The organism is Variovorax sp. PAMC28562, assembly GCF_014303735.1.
GTDB lineage: Bacteria > Pseudomonadota > Gammaproteobacteria > Burkholderiales > Burkholderiaceae_C > Variovorax.
Genome location: NZ_CP060296.1, coordinates 4,098,749 through 4,115,264 on the forward strand (window position 1 = coordinate 4,098,749; position 16,516 = coordinate 4,115,264).

Annotated in this window: 13 protein-coding genes; 6 read left to right on the forward strand and 7 right to left on the reverse strand. The window is 66.1% G+C overall.

Features of this window, described 5'->3' with window-relative positions; translation table 11 throughout:
* Nucleotides 1–131: 131 nt before the first annotated feature.
* Both H7F36_RS19215 and H7F36_RS19220 read left to right on the forward strand, forming a co-directional pair.
* The gene (locus H7F36_RS19215) at nt 132–1,568 is read left to right on the forward strand and encodes a trypsin-like peptidase domain-containing protein (RefSeq protein ID WP_261802398.1); all 1,437 of its coding nucleotides are present in this window, start codon (nt 132–134) and stop codon (nt 1,566–1,568) included.
* The gene (locus H7F36_RS19220; protein ID WP_187052284.1) at nt 1,565–2,656 is read left to right on the forward strand and encodes a hypothetical protein; all 1,092 of its coding nucleotides are present in this window, start codon (nt 1,565–1,567) and stop codon (nt 2,654–2,656) included. Before H7F36_RS19215 ends, H7F36_RS19220 begins: the two co-directional genes overlap by 4 nt.
* Before the next feature lie 8 nt (nt 2,657–2,664).
* Here the strand turns inward: H7F36_RS19220 and H7F36_RS19225 are convergent, their stop codons facing one another.
* From H7F36_RS19225 to H7F36_RS19240, 4 genes are all read right to left on the reverse strand, one after another.
* Nucleotides 2,665–3,360 (reverse strand): ABC transporter ATP-binding protein, encoded by a 696-nt coding sequence (locus tag H7F36_RS19225; RefSeq protein ID WP_187052285.1) that lies wholly within the window; start codon nt 3,358–3,360, stop codon nt 2,665–2,667.
* Nucleotides 3,353–4,591 carry an FtsX-like permease family protein gene (locus tag H7F36_RS19230; RefSeq protein WP_187052286.1) on the reverse strand — a complete coding sequence of 413 codons (1,239 nt, stop codon included), beginning with the start codon at nt 4,589–4,591 and terminating at the stop codon, nt 3,353–3,355. The genes H7F36_RS19225 and H7F36_RS19230 overlap by 8 nt, the downstream gene beginning before the upstream one ends.
* Nucleotides 4,588–5,967, reverse strand: coding sequence for an efflux RND transporter periplasmic adaptor subunit (locus tag H7F36_RS19235; protein ID WP_261802399.1), 1,380 nt, complete (start codon nt 5,965–5,967; stop codon nt 4,588–4,590). The genes H7F36_RS19230 and H7F36_RS19235 overlap by 4 nt, the downstream gene beginning before the upstream one ends.
* A gap of 156 nt (nt 5,968–6,123) precedes the next feature.
* Nucleotides 6,124–6,762: an NAD(P)H-dependent oxidoreductase gene (locus tag H7F36_RS19240; protein WP_261802400.1), complete on the reverse strand. Its 639-nt coding sequence runs from the start codon at nt 6,760–6,762 to the stop codon at nt 6,124–6,126.
* A gap of 141 nt (nt 6,763–6,903) precedes the next feature.
* On the opposite strand from H7F36_RS19240, the gene H7F36_RS19245 reads away from it, so the two are divergent.
* Nucleotides 6,904–7,272: a TraR/DksA family transcriptional regulator gene (locus H7F36_RS19245; RefSeq protein WP_187052287.1), complete on the forward strand. Its 369-nt coding sequence runs from the start codon at nt 6,904–6,906 to the stop codon at nt 7,270–7,272.
* 9 nt (nt 7,273–7,281) lie between these two features.
* On the opposite strand, the gene H7F36_RS19250 is transcribed toward H7F36_RS19245, so the two are convergent.
* Nucleotides 7,282–9,855 carry a cation-translocating P-type ATPase gene (locus H7F36_RS19250; RefSeq protein WP_410003092.1) on the reverse strand — a complete coding sequence of 858 codons (2,574 nt, stop codon included), beginning with the start codon at nt 9,853–9,855 and terminating at the stop codon, nt 7,282–7,284.
* Between the two features lie 162 nt (nt 9,856–10,017).
* Between H7F36_RS19250 and H7F36_RS19255 the strand changes: the two genes are divergently transcribed.
* Nucleotides 10,018–10,647 carry a hypothetical protein gene (locus H7F36_RS19255; RefSeq protein ID WP_261802401.1) on the forward strand — a complete coding sequence of 210 codons (630 nt, stop codon included), beginning with the start codon at nt 10,018–10,020 and terminating at the stop codon, nt 10,645–10,647.
* A 35-nt stretch (nt 10,648–10,682) separates the two neighbouring features.
* Nucleotides 10,683–13,220: a magnesium-translocating P-type ATPase gene (gene mgtA / locus H7F36_RS19260; protein ID WP_187052288.1), complete on the forward strand. Its 2,538-nt coding sequence runs from the start codon at nt 10,683–10,685 to the stop codon at nt 13,218–13,220.
* Here the strand turns inward: mgtA and H7F36_RS19265 are convergent.
* Nucleotides 13,198–14,838, reverse strand: a complete 1,641-nt coding sequence (locus H7F36_RS19265; RefSeq protein WP_187052289.1) for a CHAD domain-containing protein — start codon at nt 14,836–14,838, stop codon at nt 13,198–13,200. The genes mgtA and H7F36_RS19265 overlap by 23 nt on opposite strands.
* Nucleotides 14,839–14,986: 148 nt before the next feature.
* On the opposite strand from H7F36_RS19265, the gene adhP reads away from it, so the two are divergent.
* On the forward strand, nt 14,987–16,018 hold the full coding sequence (gene adhP, locus H7F36_RS19270; protein WP_187052290.1) for an alcohol dehydrogenase AdhP: 1,032 nt from the start codon (nt 14,987–14,989) through the stop codon (nt 16,016–16,018).
* A 71-nt stretch (nt 16,019–16,089) separates the two neighbouring features.
* Here the strand turns inward: adhP and H7F36_RS19275 are convergent, their stop codons facing one another.
* Nucleotides 16,090–16,515 (reverse strand): universal stress protein, encoded by a 426-nt coding sequence (locus H7F36_RS19275; protein ID WP_187052291.1) that lies wholly within the window; start codon nt 16,513–16,515, stop codon nt 16,090–16,092.
* Nucleotide 16,516: the final 1 nt, after the last annotated feature.

Here is a 16,516-nt window from a genome sequence, read left to right on the forward strand (position 1 = left end):
CGCAAGTCCCGGGTGCTCGAGGTCCTCTAGCCTTGGGCTTCCCGTCAGGTCTGCAAAACGCACAAACCATGTTCCGCTCCGCTCTCCCGAAGTCGCGGCTTGCTACAACCGCTCGCTGCGCGATACAGGCCTTGACCTGCATTGCAATGTCGAGTGCGTGCATCGCTATCGACGCGCAGCCGATGGCGCCATCTGTCGCGGCAATCCCCGTTGCGGTCTCTCCGCCCTCCTTCGCCGAAGTCTTCGCGACGCGAAGCGCAGCGGTCGTCGACATCACAACGCTGAGCTTTGCCAGTAACTCGACCACCGACGACGGCGAACTCGAAGTCGAACCCGGCAGCGACTTTGCCGACCGCCTGCCCAGGCCACTTCCTGCGAGCTTGCCTGCCGGTGGCTTTCGGGACACCGCAACAGGTGTCGTGATGGACCGCAACGGCCTGATCCTGACCAGTGCGCACGTCATCACCGGCATCGACGAAGTGCAGGTCTACCTGAGCGACGGTCGCCGCTTCGTCGGGCGCGTGCTCGGCGTCGACAAGGCCACCGACACCGGCTTGCTGCGCATCGACGCCACCGACCTGCCCGTCGCAGTGTTCGGCGATTCGTCGGCGCTGGCCGTGGGCGACTGGGTCGCCGCCATCGGCTCCCCTTTCGGCTTTCACAACACGGTGACCGCGGGGGTGGTGAGCGCCACCGGGCGCTACCTGCCGGGTGCGAACGATCTGCCTTTCGTGCAGACCGATGTCGCCATCAACCCCGGTAGCTCAGGCAGCCCGTTGTTCAACGAACGCGGTGAAGTCGTCGCCATCAATTCGATGATCCTGAGCGGCAGCGGTGGCTACATGGGATTGTCTTTTGCAGTCCCCATCAACCTGGCACTCGAAGTGGCGGCGCAATTACGCGACCACGGGTCGGTACGCCGCGCGCGAATCGGCGCGGCCTTTCAGGAAGTCACCGCGGGGCTGGCACGTTCGTTCGGCCTCGACGAAGCGGCGGGCGCCGTGGTGATTCAGGTCGACGCTACCGGCCCGGCCGCCACCGCGGGCCTGTTGCGTGGCGATATCGTGCGCACCGTCGACGGCACACGCATGCCGCACTACACCGACCTGCGCCGCAATCTCGCGCAACGCCCGCCCGGCTCCAGAGTGCGGCTCGAACTGTGGCGCGGCGCACGCTCGATGACACTCTCGGTCACGTTGGCCGAGGAGCCGAAGCCGGGAAACGGGACCGCAGGCAAAGGAGCGACGGCGCCGGCGCCACCGGCGTGGAACGACGGGCTCGGACTGCGGCTCGCCGAGCTGTCGCCTGCGCAACGGATCCGACTCGGCGAAGTGAACGGCTTGCTGGTCCGCGAAGCTGCCGGCGCTGCGCGCAGCGAAGGGGTTCGGACCGGCGATGTCATCGTCGCCGTCAACGAGACCGCGGTCGATCGCATCGACGCCTACGTGTACATCCTTTCGCGCTTGCCGCCCGGCCGCACGGCCGCCTTGTTGGTGCGGCGCGACAAGGGCCTGGCCTACATACCGGTTCGGCTGCCCGAGCGTGCGGCCAGGAGCGACCTCCGATGAACGATATCGAAACCGACCTGTTCGCTGCGACCGGGAGGCCCGATGCGCAGTTGCACCCCCAGTTTCTGGTGCTCCGCGACTCGCCCTTACTGGCGCCTGCGCGCAACATGCTCCGCGATCTGCATGTGCTGTGTCATCGGGAGAGTCGCGACTTTCAGGATTACTTCCAGACCAACGGATTCGACACTGCGATGTGTGACATCTACCTGCTCGCCATGTTTCGCGACGCCGGCCACACCGTCGACATGAGCCGTCACAGCCCTAACTTCATGCTGCGCCGTGACGGCATCGTTGCCGCTGTGGAGGCGACCACCGCGCTCGACGCAGGCAGTCGTCGTCGAGTCCTTTCGACACGCGTCCCGCACGACGTTTCCATCGGGTCAGGTGGCGCCCTCATTCGCAAACTGCTGCAGGCGCCATGGCACTCGCCGGGCGTTGCCGACACGCCGCTGGTCATTGCGATCCACGATCTGCACAGGGGCGAAGCCTCGGGCAACAAGCTGCCCATGGCATTGCTCCACTTCCTGTTCGGTTCGCGGCATCACGACTATGTCGACTTCGAGAGCCACTTGGAGATTCATGGGTCCGCCGCACAGTCCAGAGAAATCGACTGCATGTTCCCAGCCGGCTTCTTTGCACAACCCGGCGCCGAGAACATCGCGGCCATATTGCTGTGCAGCGACGGCGCCATGGTTTCCAAATTCAACCGCATGGGCCAGGAAGGCGTGCACCACAGCGACGCCGTGCGAATCCTGCGTCACGGCCGCTGCCGCCCGCACCATCGAGCTGCCGGCAGCGCCACCTGCTTTGCCTACGAAGTCGGTTCGCGCGGCGCCGAGCACGAGTGCTGGAACGAAGGCACGTTGCTGGTTCACAACCCACGCGCTATCCATCCGTTGCCCCGGAACTGGCTGGGCGCATCGGCGGAAGTGGCGCTGCGGGACGGTCATCTCGTGGCGACCTTCTTGCGAGACTTCCACCCCTTCACCTCGGTGACCGAAACGCTGACGGGCGCGACGCCTGGCTGGTGGGTCGAAGCCCGCAAGGCACGACTGGCGAGAGACCTGCTCGATCACGCATCACGATGACGCGCTGGTCAAGCGGAGACGGCTGGCTGCAACATCCCGTCGACGACGGTGATCGTGCGGTCGCAACGACGGGCCAGGTCGGGGTTGTGCGTCACGAACAGCACCGCCATCCCTTCCTTGCGATTGGCCTCGCGCAGCAGATCGAACACCGCATCGGCAGCCTTCGTGTCCAGATTGCCGGTCGGTTCATCGGCCAGCAGCAGCGGCGGATTCATCGCCAGCGAGCGCGCCACCGCCACGCGCTGCTGCTGCCCTCCGCTCAGTTCGGTGACACGGCTGTCGCGCCACTTGGCAAGCCCCACGCTGTCGAGCAGATTCGCGGCACGGCTGGCCATGCCCTGATTAAAGAATCCGGCATCGCCCAGCATCGGCATCATCACGTTCTCGATCGCGCTGAAGCCCGAAAGCAGGTTGTGATATTGGAAGACGAAGCCGATGTTGTGCCCGCGCAGCCGCGTGAGCGCACGGTCGTCGAGGGTCGCGGTGTCTTCGCCGCAGATGCTGACGGCGCCACGGGTCGGACGGTCGAGCAGGCCGATGATGTTGAGCAGCGTGCTCTTACCCGAGCCCGATGGCCCCATGACCGCGCAGAACTCGCCGCGTGAAAGCTGCAGATCGATGCCGTGCAGCACTTCGCTCTCATTGGCCAGGCCGACGTTGAAGGCCTTGTGCACGGCGCGCAGGCTAACGACAGTTTCAACCACGGATCGCCACCACCGGGTCGAGCCGTGCGGCACGCAATGCCGGCGCAAAAGCCGCGACGAGGCCGGTGAGCGTGGCGAGCAGCAACGAAGCGATGAAGAGCGACGGTTCGGCGGCCAGCGGAAACAGCGGCGTTCCGTCGGGGTTGCGCGCATAGCGTTGCCACAGCATCAGTGCCGCCCAGCCAAGGCCCGATCCGACAACGGAACCGAGCAGGCCGAGCAGGCCGCCCTGCACCAGAAAGACACGCAACACCTGGCCGCGTGAAATGCCCATGGCGCGCAGGATGCCGATCTCCCGCGACTTCTGCACCACCGACACCACCAGCACGCTGGCAATGCCGAATGCGACCGACAAGCCGACGAAAAAGCGGATCGTCGTGTTGGATGTTTTCTGTGCCTGTACGGCGGTAAAAAACTGCGCGTTGGTCGCAATCCAGCTGTCGGCTTCGACACCGGTGGTCGCCGTGATGCGCTGCGCGATGACTTCGGCCGCATAGATGTCCCTGACCGTCACTTCGATATCGGAGACGCCGCCGACCAGCCCGAGCAGGCTCTGCGCAGTGCGCACCGCGACATAGGTGGTGCGCTGATTGGCGGGCTTGCTGCCCAGGTCGAAGATGCCTGTCACCGTGAGCGTCTGGACCACACCGTCGGCCGACGACACGCGCAGCTTGTCCCCCACGTCGACGCCCAGGTCGGTCGCCAGGTCGGTGCCAATGAGCATGTCGGTCGATGTCAGACGCGTGCTGCCGCGAACCATCTTCTCCGGCACGGTGACGATGCGAAAGTACAGCGCCGGATCGACGCCGATGACGGAGATGGCGCGGCTCGCGCTCCCCCGAGTGACCAGTGCCGAACCACTGGCCGTCGGAGCGACTACCAGCACGCCGGGCATCGCTCGCACCTCAGTCGCCACGGCTTGCCACTGGTCGATGGATTTAACGCGCTGCAACGGCGGCTGCACGATCGGGGCTTCGCGCACGACACCCGCGGCGTCACGCTGCGAACCCAGCACGCGCGCCGTGTCCTTCGGCGGCAGCAGCTGAATGTGCGCCTGCGCCGTCAGCACCCGGCGTATGAAATTGCCCTGCAAGCCGGTGAGCAGCGCCGACATGAACACGATCACCGCTACGCCGATCGCGATGCCGGCGACGATAAAGAGTGTCTGCAGGCGGCCTTCGCGCAGAAAGCGCAGCGCGACGATCCACTCGAAGGGCAGCCAGCGGCTCATGTCGGAGATGCGGAGGATGCGGGAGGCGCCTGTTTCGCCGGTGCGGTGGTCCGCAGTCGCGAGCCGTCCGAAATGCCGACAGCGCCGACCGGCACCACGCGGTCGCCGGCATGCAGCCCTTGCAGCACTTCACTGACACCACCGCTGCGCAACCCCAGCGTAACCGCCTGCCGGCGCACCCTGCGCCCATCGACTTTCAGCACCCAAGGCTGCGCCAGATCGGCATCGTGCACCGCGTCCGACGACACCAGCACCGCCTGCTTGCGCGAAGCTACGTGAATGTCGACCGACACGGTCATGTCCTGCCGGAGATACGCTGGTGGCCGCGCCACGTCGAACTTCACCTCGACCGAGCCGCGCTGCACATCGACACCGGGATTGATGTAGGCCAGTTCAGCGTCGAAGCGCTGGTCCGGGTAGGCATCGGCCGAGGCCTGCGCCGCCTCGCCGACCGCCAGCATCTGAAGATTCTTTTCGTCGATCTGCACCACGAGCTGGGTGCTTCCCTCAGGCGACAGCACCATCAGGGCCTTGCCTGGCTGCACCACGTCACCCGGCTCGACGGCGCGGTCGATAAGCGTGCCTGCAACCGGAGCCAGCACGGTCGCATACAGCAGTCGCGAACGTGCAGCCGCCGCACCCGCGCGCGCCTGATCGAGCGCCGTCGTCGCCACCGCTTCGTCGCTGCCGCCGGGTCGCGTGCCGGCAAGCTGACTCCGTACCGAATCGAGTTGCGACTCGCCGACGGCAACGACCTTGGCTGCGTCGTCGAGCGCCGCCTGGCCAACGAAGCCCATCGCGGAAAGCTCCTTGCTTCGAAGCCACTGCGCACGCGCGTTGTCGACATTCACTTGCGCCTGCCGCAGCGCCTGCTGTGCCATCGGCGCCTGCACCTCGCGCAGCTGTCGCAGTCGCGCCTGGGCTTGCAGCACGGCCGCATCGGCCTGCGCCAATGCCGCATTCGATTCTTTCGCCTCCAGCTCGATCAGGATCTGCCCTGCACGCACGGACTGACCTTCGCTGACCGGCACGCGGGCGACGGTACCCACGATCTGCGTGCCGAGACTCACGCGGTGCGGTGTCTCGACATGCCCGCTCGCCACGACCGTGCGTACGAAGTCGCGCTGCACCACCGTGTCGACCGCAATGCGCGGTCCGAAGATCAGCCCCGGCCCCTGCCAGACCGCAAGGGCTGCGAGGAGTGCAACCACCAGAGCACCCATGCCGAAACGTTTGAACGTGTCGCGCAGGTGGGCCGGTACCGCGCCATGGCTTTCGGGCAATGCGACCGTTGCCGTTGCCGGTGCCAGTGCCGGCGCCGCGACTTCGACAGGCCCCAAACGCGGCCCGACTGGCTCAAGCTTTGGCACTGGCATGGCAAACAGTCGTTCCGCGCGCGATGTGGTGCTGCCGTCGAGTGGCGACAAAAAAGCGTTGGTGCATGGCGAGTCCGGCGGAAGTACGAGGGTGACGAAGGAGACGAAGGGCAACCCCAGTCTCGACGCAGAGTCGCCCCGCGGGCTTGACCTGCATCAACCCAATCGACGCCCCCAGTGGTGCATGCGAGCAAGCCAGCGGGCACGCTGCGACTCGGTCAAGGTCTCGACCGAACCGACCACGGCATCGCCCACGGTCTTGATGCCGACGAGTCCGAAGACATTGCGCTTGAGGAGCCGCAGGCTGTGAGCCCGGTAGTACAGGCGATAGAAAAACGCCGGCATGCCCATGGTGACCACAATGCGCGCGGTGCAGCCCGCCAGAGGCTTCGACTTGAAGCTCTCCGCTTTTGGGACCGCGAAACCGGGACGCATCACCTGTTCCAGAAATCCCTTGAAGAGCGCCGGCATGTCGCCGAGCCACAGCGGAAAAACGACCATGAGATGCTGTGCATGCCCGATGGCGTTTTGCGCTGCCTGCAGCGAAGGCGGAAGTGGCTCCGACTCCCATTCGTGCCGGCTTCGCAGCAGCGGAAAGTCGAGCACACGCACATCGATGCGCGCAACCTCGTGCCCGGCGGCACGCGCACCGTCGGCATAAGCATCGGCCAGCGCGTCGCATAGGTGCGAAGCTTTCGGGTCGGGATGTCCGTTGATGATCAGCACGCGCATAGAGCGCGCATCTTCAGTCAGGCGGGGATGCTGCGCCTTGATCCAGCGCAACACCTCCTTCACGACAGGCTTCTAGAGTGAATGCTTTCACGGTCGCGCAGACCCCGCCGGCCCTTTACTCCCCCTCCCTCTCCCCCTCCCCCTCCCTCTCCCTCTCCCTCTCCCTCTCCCTCTCCCTCTCCCTCTCCCTCAAGGATTCGCTACATGACCCAACTCACTGCCCAGGACATTCAGGTTCTCTCGCGGCAACTTCATGCGATGAAACAAAGCGCACAAGGCGAAATACGTCTTGCCAACGACGACCTCAGGCAGGCACGGCAGGCTGGCGCAAGCGAGGTTCACAACTTCAGCGACGACGCCGAAACGCTGCAGGCGCAAAACGTTCGGGTCGAAGAGATCGAGATCGACCAGACCCGGCTGGCCGAGATCGAGCTCGCGGAAAAACTGATCGCCGATGGCCGTTACGGGAAGTGCATCGACTGCGGCTGCGACATCGCGCTGCAGCGTTTGACGGCGATGCCGACCGCCGTGCGCTGCGCTGCATGCCAGACCGCTGCGGAACAAAGTCTCTGAGCCGATCGATCAGTCGACATGGCGGCTCCGCACACGGATGCGCCATTTCACGCCTTCGAACCAAAGCAGGCTCAAGGCCGCCATGCCGAGTCCACACAGCAGCATGAATGGCGGCGGCATCGTGAAGGCGAACAGCCGACCGATCGCGGGCACGCTCAACACCACCCCCAACATGGCCAGCGTTGCCAGAACGATCCAGCCGAACTGACCCCCCGTCACCGCACGGCCCCACCAGACAGTGCGGCTCCACGATCGGTTGGTGTGGATCGACGCGAGATTGGCCAGCACCAGCACGACGAAGGTGAGCGCCCGCGCCATGTTGTCCCGGCCCGCATCCGATGGCGCCATGAGCCGGGCCCCGGCATAGGTTGCCAGCAGCAGCAGCAGCAAGCCCAGGCCCTGCCACAAACCACGCATCAGCACCACGCTGTCGAACAGGCGCTGGTCGGGCCGGCGCGGCGGCACGGTCATCGCATCCGGCTCCAGCGGCTCGGCCTCGAACACGATCGAGCAGGCCGGGTCGATGATCAGTTGCAAGAACACGATGTGCACCGGCATCAGCAGCATCGGCCAGCCGAACAGCACCGGAAGGATCGACAGGCCGATGATCGGCACGTGCACCGCCACCACGAAAACAATGGCCTTGCGCAGGTTGGCGAACACGCGCCGACCGTAGCGAACCGCGGTCACGAGCGATGCGAAGTCGTCGTTCAGCAAGACCAGCGCCGCAGCCTGGCGCGCCACCTCTGTGCCGCGCGCGCCCATCGCCACGCCGATGTCGGCCGCCTTGAGCGCAGGCGCGTCGTTGACACCGTCGCCGGTCATCGCGACCACGTCGCCGCGCGCACGAAAGGCGCGCACGAGCCGCAGCTTCTGCTCGGGCCGCACGCGACAGAAGATGTGCGTCGCGGCCAGGCGCGCATCGAGTTCGGCATCGCTCAAATTGGAAAGCTCGGTGCCGGTGATGACCGGTGCATCGGTGCCCAGGCCTGCCTGCTTGGCCACCGACAGCGCCGTGGCCGGATGGTCGCCGGTCATCATCACCACGCGGATGCCGGCGGCCCGGCATTCGGCGATGGCCTGCGGCACGTCCGGGCGCACCGGGTCTTCGAGCCCGACCAGCCCGAGAAACTGGAAGTCGAAGTCGTGCTGCAGACCGGGCAGCACACCGGCAGCGAAGGTCGCCTGGGCCACGCCCAGCACGCGCAATCCGTCTGCCGCCATCGCGACGACCTGCTCGGCGACCGACGCACTGCGACGGGCGTCCAGATGGCATAGATCGACGATGGCCTCGGGGGCGCCCTTCGCGGCGATGAGGAAGGCCCGCAGATCCGGCGATTGCCAGACCCGCGACATCGCCAGCATCTCGGGTGACAGGGGATAGTCGTCGATCAAGGTCCAGTCGGTGTGCAGGTGTTCGGTGTGCGCCAGCAGGTGTTGACCAGCCTCGCCGATGGCCGATTCCATCGGATCGAAAGCGCGACGGTGGCTGGCAAGCACCGCGTACTCCAGCACCCCATGGAGTTCTTCCTGCAGCGGCGTGGCATCCGCCTTCTCGCTGTCGCGTAGCGTGTCGCGCCCCATGTCGTGCACCGCCGCTTCGGACCACAGGCGCCTGACGGTCATGCGGTTGGCCGTCAGCGTGCCGGTCTTGTCCACGCACAGCACGGTGGTGGCGCCGAGCAGTTCGACCGCGGGGATGCTGCGGGCCAACACCTTTTCGCGGGAGAGGCGCCATGCACCGAGGCCTAGAAACAGCGTCAGCACCATCGGCAGCTCTTCCGGCAACAACGCCATGGCCAGCGTCAGGCCGGCGAGCAGCCCTTGCAACCAGTCGCCACGCAGCAAGCCGAAAACAATGGCCAGTGCAGCCGCCAACGCCAGGCCGACGATGGCAACGCGCGTGACCACACGTCGCGTCTCCTGCTGGATCGGTGTGGACTCGGTCTTGATCGCAGCAAGCGACTGGCCGATGCGGCCCAGCGCGCTATGCACGCCCGTGGCAGTGACCCGGCCTTGCGCCGTGCCGCGTGTGACAAGGGTGCCGGCAAACACCGCGCCTGCGAGCGACGCCGCCTGCTTGGCCACAGGCACCGACTCCCCGGTCAGCAGGGACTCGTCGACCGCAAGATTGACGCAAACGATGAGCGACAGATCGGCCGGCACACGATCGCCCTCGGCCAGCATCACGATGTCGCTCACCACCAGATCGCGGGCTGCGACGGTGCGCTCCTTTCCATCGCGGACGACGCGAGCCTGAGGACTCGACAGATCGCGCAAGGCATCGAGCGAGCGTTCGCTGCGCCGCTGCTGGACGAAGCTGATGGCCATCACGACGAAGACGAAGCCCAGCAGCATCAGCGCCTCCTGAAGGTCGCCCAGGGTCAGGTAGAGGGCGCCGCACGCCACCAGCAACAGGAACATCGGCTCGAACGCCACCTCGCGCGCCAGCCGCAACATGCTGCGTGGGCGGGAGATCGGCAACTCGTTCGCGCCGTCACGCACCAGTCGGCGTTGTGCTTCGGCCTCTTTCAACCCGACGGGGGGTGCCGGTGCTGGCGCGGCGAGCGGCCCACCGGTGATGAGGTTCTGGTGCTCCGTCGGGCTTGGGGATCGCAATGTGTTGTCTCGAAGGGTGCATTGGTGCTGCAGTTCATCACGCGCCGCAGCGTCCCGCCTTGATCTGGCGCAAGCCCCGCCGGACGCGCCAGCCGAAGAATCGCCGCACCGAACAAGGACACCGCCATGAAACCGACCCCACGACTTCCGAGACTCATCGCGCTCACTGCCGCCGCAGTCGCTGCTGCGGCTGTCGCCGCCGCCATCGTGATGTTGCTCAGCACGCCCGCGATGGCCGCCGGTGCTGCGGCACCGAGCCAGTCGAGCGCGCCGCCGGGGGTGGCGTCGAGCGCCAAAAGCGCAGCCATCAAGGCAGCGCACGAAGCGGAAAGCGCAGCGCGTGAAGCCGCCCATGCGGCGCGACTCGCCGCACGGCAGGGCTTGGCGACAACGGGCAAGGTGTCCAGGTCGATTGCCGAAGGGGTCCGGCGCGCGGCGCAAAAGGCCGCCGAAGCCGCCACTCGCCTCGAGGCCAAGGCCTCCGCTTCGTCAGGCCGGGCGCTAGAAGGAACCCGGGAGGCCGCCAGGGCCACGGAGGCAGAAAGCAAAAAGGCTACCGCCGCCACCAGGGAGGCGCTGGCCAAGGCCGAGGACTCGCTGCAGCGCGCGACGCAAACCAGCAAAGAGGAAGCAGAAAAAGCAGCGCAAGCCACACGCGACGCACTGAACACGGCAGTGACCGCAACGGGCGCCGCTGCACGCTCGGCCAAGGAAGCCGTCGAGCGAACGGTCGAAGCCGCACGACACAAGACTTAACCCGGATCTGACCGGTCTCTGATCTCCGTCGCGCCATGGTCGAAGCCCAGCCTCTGGATGCGCCCGCCCAATGGTGGCTCGAAGCACCTGCGGCCACGAGCGGCCTGACGCAAACGCAAGCCGAAGCCGCCCTCGCACAGTACGGTGCGAACCGCTTCGAGTCCCGACAGGCCAAGCCGTTGCTGGTGCAGTTCGCTGCACGCTTTCGCAATCCGCTCGTCCTGATCCTGCTGGTCGCCAGCGCCGTTTCGGCCATGACCGGCGACCTGTCGAACTTCGCCATCATCATCACGATGGTCGTGCTGAGCGTGGCAATGGACTTCTTCCAGGAGCACCGCGCCGGACGCGCCGCTGACCAGCTGCGCGACTCGGTCGCGCTGCGCACCCAGGTCGAACGCGATGGCAAGGCGCAAGCGGTCGCGGTCGTGGTCGCCGATGTCGTGCCGGGCGACATCGTCCGGCTGTCCGCAGGCGACCGTGTGCCCGCCGACGGCGTGCTGCTCGACGCACGGGACTTCTTCGTCAATCAGGCGCTGCTCACCGGCGAGTCGTACCCGGTCGAAAAGCGACCGGGCATCGACAGTGCGCACGAAGCGGGCAATGCGGTCTTCATGGGGAGTACGGTGGTCAGCGGAAGCGCGCGGGTACTGGTGCGCCTGACGGGTCGGCGCACCGCACTCGGTGCCGTGGCGCACAGCATCCTCGCCGACCCGCCACCGACCGCGTTCGAGATCGGCACCCAGCGTTTCGGCAGCATGATCATGCGGCTCACCCTGCTGCTGGTGCTGTTCGTGCTGCTGGTCAACGTGTGGCTCGATCGGCCGCTCATCGACTCCTTTCTCTTTGCCGTCGCACTGGCGGTCGGGCTGACGCCGGAGCTGCTGCCGATGGTCATTTCGGTGACGCTCTCGCGCGGCGCCATGCGGATGGCGGCGCTGCGCGTCATCGTGAAGCGGCTACCGGCCATCCAGAACCTGGGCGCGATGGATGTCCTGTGCACCGACAAGACCGGCACGCTGACCGAGGCCAATATCCGGCTCGACCACTGCGTGGATGCGGAGCATCGTGATACCGGTCGCGTGCTGACGCTGGCGCACCTGAACAGCCGCTTCGAGAGCGGCTTGAAGAGCCCGCTGGACGATGCGGTCCTGGTGTGCGGAACGGACGATGGTGGATGGACCAAAGTGGACGAAGTGCCCTTCGACTTCGAGCGCCGGCGAGTGTCGGTGCTGCTGGAGCGTGCCGGGCAGCGCTGCCTGGTGGTCAAGGGCGCACCGGACGATGTCCTGAAGCTTTGCAGTCACTACGAGGTTTCGGGCGGCCAGGCGCGCGTGCTGCTGGACGACGCGACACGCGAGCGGCTCCACGACGATTGCCGGGCGCTGGAGCGCGAAGGCCTGCGCGTGCTCGGCGTCGCATCGCGCGACATGCAGAGCACGCAGAGTCACGTGGTCGTCGGCGACGAAAGCGGAATGGCCTTCGCCGGCTTCGCTGCGTTCATCGACCCACCCAAGCCTGGTGCGGCCGAAGCCCTGGCTGCGCTGGCGCGCAGTGGTGTCGAAGTGAAGATCGTCAGCGGCGACAGCGAGCTCGTCACACAGCACCTGTGCGCTCTCCTGAAGCTTCCGGTACGTGGTGTCCTGACAGGCAGCGAACTGGCGCAGATGGACGAGACCACCCTGCGAACCAGGGCCGGCCAGACCACGCTCTTTTGCCGCGTCAACCCGGCGCAGAAGAACCGCATCGTGCTGGCGCTCAAGGCGCGCGGGCACGTGGTCGGCTACCTGGGCGACGGCGTCAACGATGCCCCGCCGCTGCGCTCGGCCGACGTCGGCATCACGGTCGACAGCGCCGTCGACGTGGCCCGAGAAATGGCCGACCTGGTGATGCTCGACCACGACCTGGCCGTGCTCCACGAAGGCGTTCTCGAAGGCCGGCGCACCTTCGGCAACGTCATGAAGTACATCATGATGGGCACCAGTTCCAACTTTGGAAACATGCTCAGCATGGCGGTGGCTTCGTTGTTCCTGCCCTTCCTGCCGATGCTTCCGACGCAGATCCTGCTGAACAACGTCCTGTACGACTTGTCGGAGGCTGCAATTCCCCTGGACACGGTCGATGCCGAGGATTTGCGCCAGCCCCATACGCTGGACATCGGCTTCATCCAGCGCTTCATGTGGCTCTTCGGGTCGATCAGCTCGCTCTTCGATGCGCTCACTTTCTGGCTTCTGTTCCACGTGCTGGAGGCCAACGAAACGCTGTTTCGCACCGGCTGGTTCGTCGAGTCGCTGGTGACTCAGGTGCTGGTGATCTTCGTCATTCGGACGCGCGGCCGGCCGTGGGCAAGCCGTCCGAGCGGTGTGCTGACGATCGCCTCGCTGGGCACGGTGGCGGTGGCGCTCGCACTGCCGTTCACGCCGCTCGGCGCACTCTTCCACTTTGCGCCGCCACCGCTGGTTTTCTTTGGCTGGCTGGCCGGCATGGTGATGGCGTATCTCGTGACAGTCGAGGTGGCCAAACGATTCTTCTACTCGCGCATCAGGAACCGTTCTACGGCAGTTCAGCCCGCCTGAAGGCCTTCCAGCGATGCAGCAGTTCAGGCTCCGCAAGATCGCTGCGGCGGTCGAGTTGCCTCACCACCGATTGCACGGAGCGCTCGAGGTCCTGCTCCTTCTGCACGAAGTCGTGCAGCAGTCGCCCGGCCACTTGCGCATCGTTGAGTTGGCCGAGCGCGTCCTGTAACTTGCCAAGGCGCCTGACATAGCGATGCGCCGCCTTGCTTGGATACAGCGACTGAAAAGAATCGATGGCATAGCGCAGGCGCTTGGCCGCAATGCGGACCCGGTGGCGCTGCTCGGGCGTGGCGCGCGCCAGGCGTTTTCCGGTGTCGCGCAGCTTGCGATGAAGCCGCATGACGGCGCCCCGTGCCAGCGCGTGCAACGGTTGCCGCAATGCCTTGCGCGCACGCTTGCCCGACGACGACTGCCAGGACTCGCATCCGAGCCACGCAGCCAGCCCCAACGTCAGACGCGCATAGCGAGGCGATGCGAGGGCTTGCGCGGCGCGGCTGCGATGCGTGTCGGCCGAGAGCGAAGCCGTCCGCAAAAGTGAGGTCCATTGCACCGCAGCAGTGCGATCCGAATCCGAATCCGAATCGGCGGTCAGTGCCGGCAGGGTTTCGCCCGCGAGTACCTCGGCGTCGCGTGCCGCGCCCAGCGCCGCCGAAAGCCATCGCAGCTCGCCACCGAGCAGCGCCGGCGTGGGGATGATGGTGGAGAAGAGTCGCAACGCGGAACGAAGTCGCCGAATGCCCACGCGCATCTGGTGCACGCTCTCGGAGTCGGTCCCTCGCATGACGCCCGCCTCGTTGCCGAAGGCGTGTGCCAAGGAATTTTCGATGATGGCTTGAAAGCCCTGTTCGACGGTCACACCCCGCGCGAACAGCACCGGCTGCGCGGAGGTAACCGTCGTCGCCGTCGTCGTCGTCGTCGTTGCTCGCGGCGCATGGGTCCGACCCGCCAGCAGCGCATATCCCCGGTCTGCCTTGCCCAGACGACCGATGCGCAAGGGCACGTCGTCCTGCAGCAGCAGGGCCGCGTCGAACAGCGCCGCGGGCGCGCCAGCCTTCAGCTCGAACTCGACCTCGCAAATCGGCTCGCGCGCAGCGCCGCAGCGCAGCTCGCCTTCGTCGAGCGTCAGTTCGATGCGAGTGCCTTCCAGCGGAGACAACTGCCAGAGCGAGCGGCGCACGACGACATCGAACACCGGCACCAGCCGCTGCGCCAGACCCGGTTCCGCCAGGATCAGGGCCGGCCTCGCATCCGGCTCGATCCGCATGCGCAACGCCGCGAGATCGGGCTCCGCGCTGTCGATGTGGGCCTCCCATTCGCCGCGGTCGTGCAGTCCGAAACCACGGCCGGGCGATTCGATCGTCTTGACGGTTTCGGTCCACCGCTCGCCCTGCTTTCTGACGCGCAGTTCCAGCCCTTGTCGGCGCAGGGACAGGTCTGGCGTGTCGAAGTAGGTTGTATGAAGGCGGGACACGCCGGGCAACGGCTTGACCGGCGCCAATCGGGTGGTCACGGCCGTCCTGAACGTGTCGACGTCCGAGGGCGACAACAGGAGCTTGAGTTCGACCTCGCGTGAAGCGCGGTCGGCCGGAACATTCGACTGGGTCGCGAAGTGGCGCATCAGTCACTGTGACGCACCCACCGTCTCACGGCGTTGATGCGCATCAATGGCCGCGGCGATGGCGTGCTTATTTGATCCAGCGCAACACCGCTCGCCAAGCCGCTTTTTAAAGTGAAGGCTTCCTACCCATTCGTTCTGAAAGCCACCCATGCAGACCATGAAAGCCGCTGTCGTCCGCGAGTTCGGCAAGCCCCTGTGCATCGAGGAAGTCGCCATTCCCGAGGTCACGCCGGGCCAGGTGCTGGTGAAAGTGGTGGCATCGGGTGTGTGCCACACCGACCTGCATGCCGCCGATGGCGACTGGCCGGTCAAGCCCTCCCTACCCTTCATTCCGGGCCATGAGGGTGTCGGCTTCGTGGCGGCCCTGGGTGCGGGCGTCAAAGGAATCAAGGAAGGCGACCGCATCGGCGTGCCGTGGCTGCACACCGCCTGCGGACATTGCGAGCACTGCATCACCGGATGGGAGACCCTCTGCGACGGACAGCAGATGACGGGCTACACCGTCAACGGCGCCTATGCCGAATACGTGCTGGCAGACCCCGGCTACATCGGGCAGTTACCGGCCAATGTGGGCTTCAGCGAAATTGCGCCGGTGCTCTGCGCCGGCGTCACCGTCTACAAGGGCCTGAAGGTTCTCGAATGCAAGCCGGGCGACTGGGTCGCCATCTCCGGCGTGGGCGGGCTCGGCCATCTGGCGGTGCAGTACGCCAAGGCCATGGGGTTTCATGTGGTGGCCGTCGACATCCACGAAGGCCAGCTCCAGCTCGCCAAGGAATTGGGCGCCGACATGGTGATCAACGCCGCCCTGCAAGACCCGGTCAAGGAGCTGCAGACGGCCTTGCGCGGTGTACATGGCGTGCTGGTTACCGCCGTGTCCCGCAGTGCCTTCTCGCAAGCCCTCGGCATGCTGCACAAGCGCGGAACGATGGCCCTCGTCGGCCTGCCGCCGGGCGACTTCGCCTTGCCGATCTTCGACGTCGTGCTCAATGCCAAGACGGTGCGCGGCTCGATCGTCGGCACCCGCAAGGACTTGCAGGAGGCGCTGGCGTTCGCAGGCGAAGGCAAGGTGCATACGGTGTTCACCGAAGACAGGCTGGAGCGCGTCAACCAGGTGATGGACCGGATGCGTGCAGGTGAAATCCAGGGTCGCGTCGTGATGCGAATTTCAGACGTGGCATGAGCCGATGCCAGTAGCCTATGCCAGCAGCCGTTGCCAGCGGCTGCGCGTCACGCGCATTGCGCGCAACGCTGCTACTTCACGAGGACGACTGGCTGCTTTGCCAGCGACATCACACGCTGCGCCACCGAGCCGACCAGCAGGTCGACGAAGGCGCCTCGCCCCTTGGCGCCCAGCACGAGCAGATCGAACTTGCCGGAGTTCGCGCAGTCGACGATCTCCTGCGCCACCGAGCCCGTGCGAATCACCGCGTCGTGCCTGATACCGGCCTTGTCGAGCAAACTTCTCGCGGGCTTCAATTCGGTATCACTCAGTTCACGCAGGTAGTCGGCAACCTGCTCGCTGCCGACCAGCGCTTTGGCATGGCGCAGCCCGGTGTCGTCATGCACGCTGACCAGCGTCACGACGCTGTGGGCCTTCAGGAGGCCCACCAGTTTGGCGGCGTACTTCACTGCGCGCAGCGCGTGCTTGGAGCCATCGATGGCGACGAGAATTTTCATT

What these genes read in the sequence shown, in the direction of transcription:
- H7F36_RS19220 (WP_187052284.1), top strand. Translation starts at nt 1,565, where the DNA reads ATGAACGATATCGAAACCGACCTGTTCGCTGCGACCGGGAGGCCCGAT.
- H7F36_RS19230 (WP_187052286.1), bottom strand. Translation starts at nt 4,591, where the DNA reads ATGAGCCGCTGGCTGCCCTTCGAGTGGATCGTCGCGCTGCGCTTTCTG.
- H7F36_RS19235 (WP_261802399.1), bottom strand. Translation starts at nt 5,967, where the DNA reads ATGCCAGTGCCAAAGCTTGAGCCAGTCGGGCCGCGTTTGGGGCCTGTC.
- H7F36_RS19245 (WP_187052287.1), top strand. Translation starts at nt 6,904, where the DNA reads ATGACCCAACTCACTGCCCAGGACATTCAGGTTCTCTCGCGGCAACTT.
- H7F36_RS19255 (WP_261802401.1), top strand. Translation starts at nt 10,018, where the DNA reads ATGAAACCGACCCCACGACTTCCGAGACTCATCGCGCTCACTGCCGCC.
- mgtA (WP_187052288.1), top strand. Translation starts at nt 10,683, where the DNA reads ATGGTCGAAGCCCAGCCTCTGGATGCGCCCGCCCAATGGTGGCTCGAA.
- H7F36_RS19265 (WP_187052289.1), bottom strand. Translation starts at nt 14,838, where the DNA reads ATGCGCCACTTCGCGACCCAGTCGAATGTTCCGGCCGACCGCGCTTCA.
- adhP (WP_187052290.1), top strand. Translation starts at nt 14,987, where the DNA reads ATGCAGACCATGAAAGCCGCTGTCGTCCGCGAGTTCGGCAAGCCCCTG.
- H7F36_RS19275 (WP_187052291.1), bottom strand. Translation starts at nt 16,515, where the DNA reads ATGAAAATTCTCGTCGCCATCGATGGCTCCAAGCACGCGCTGCGCGCA.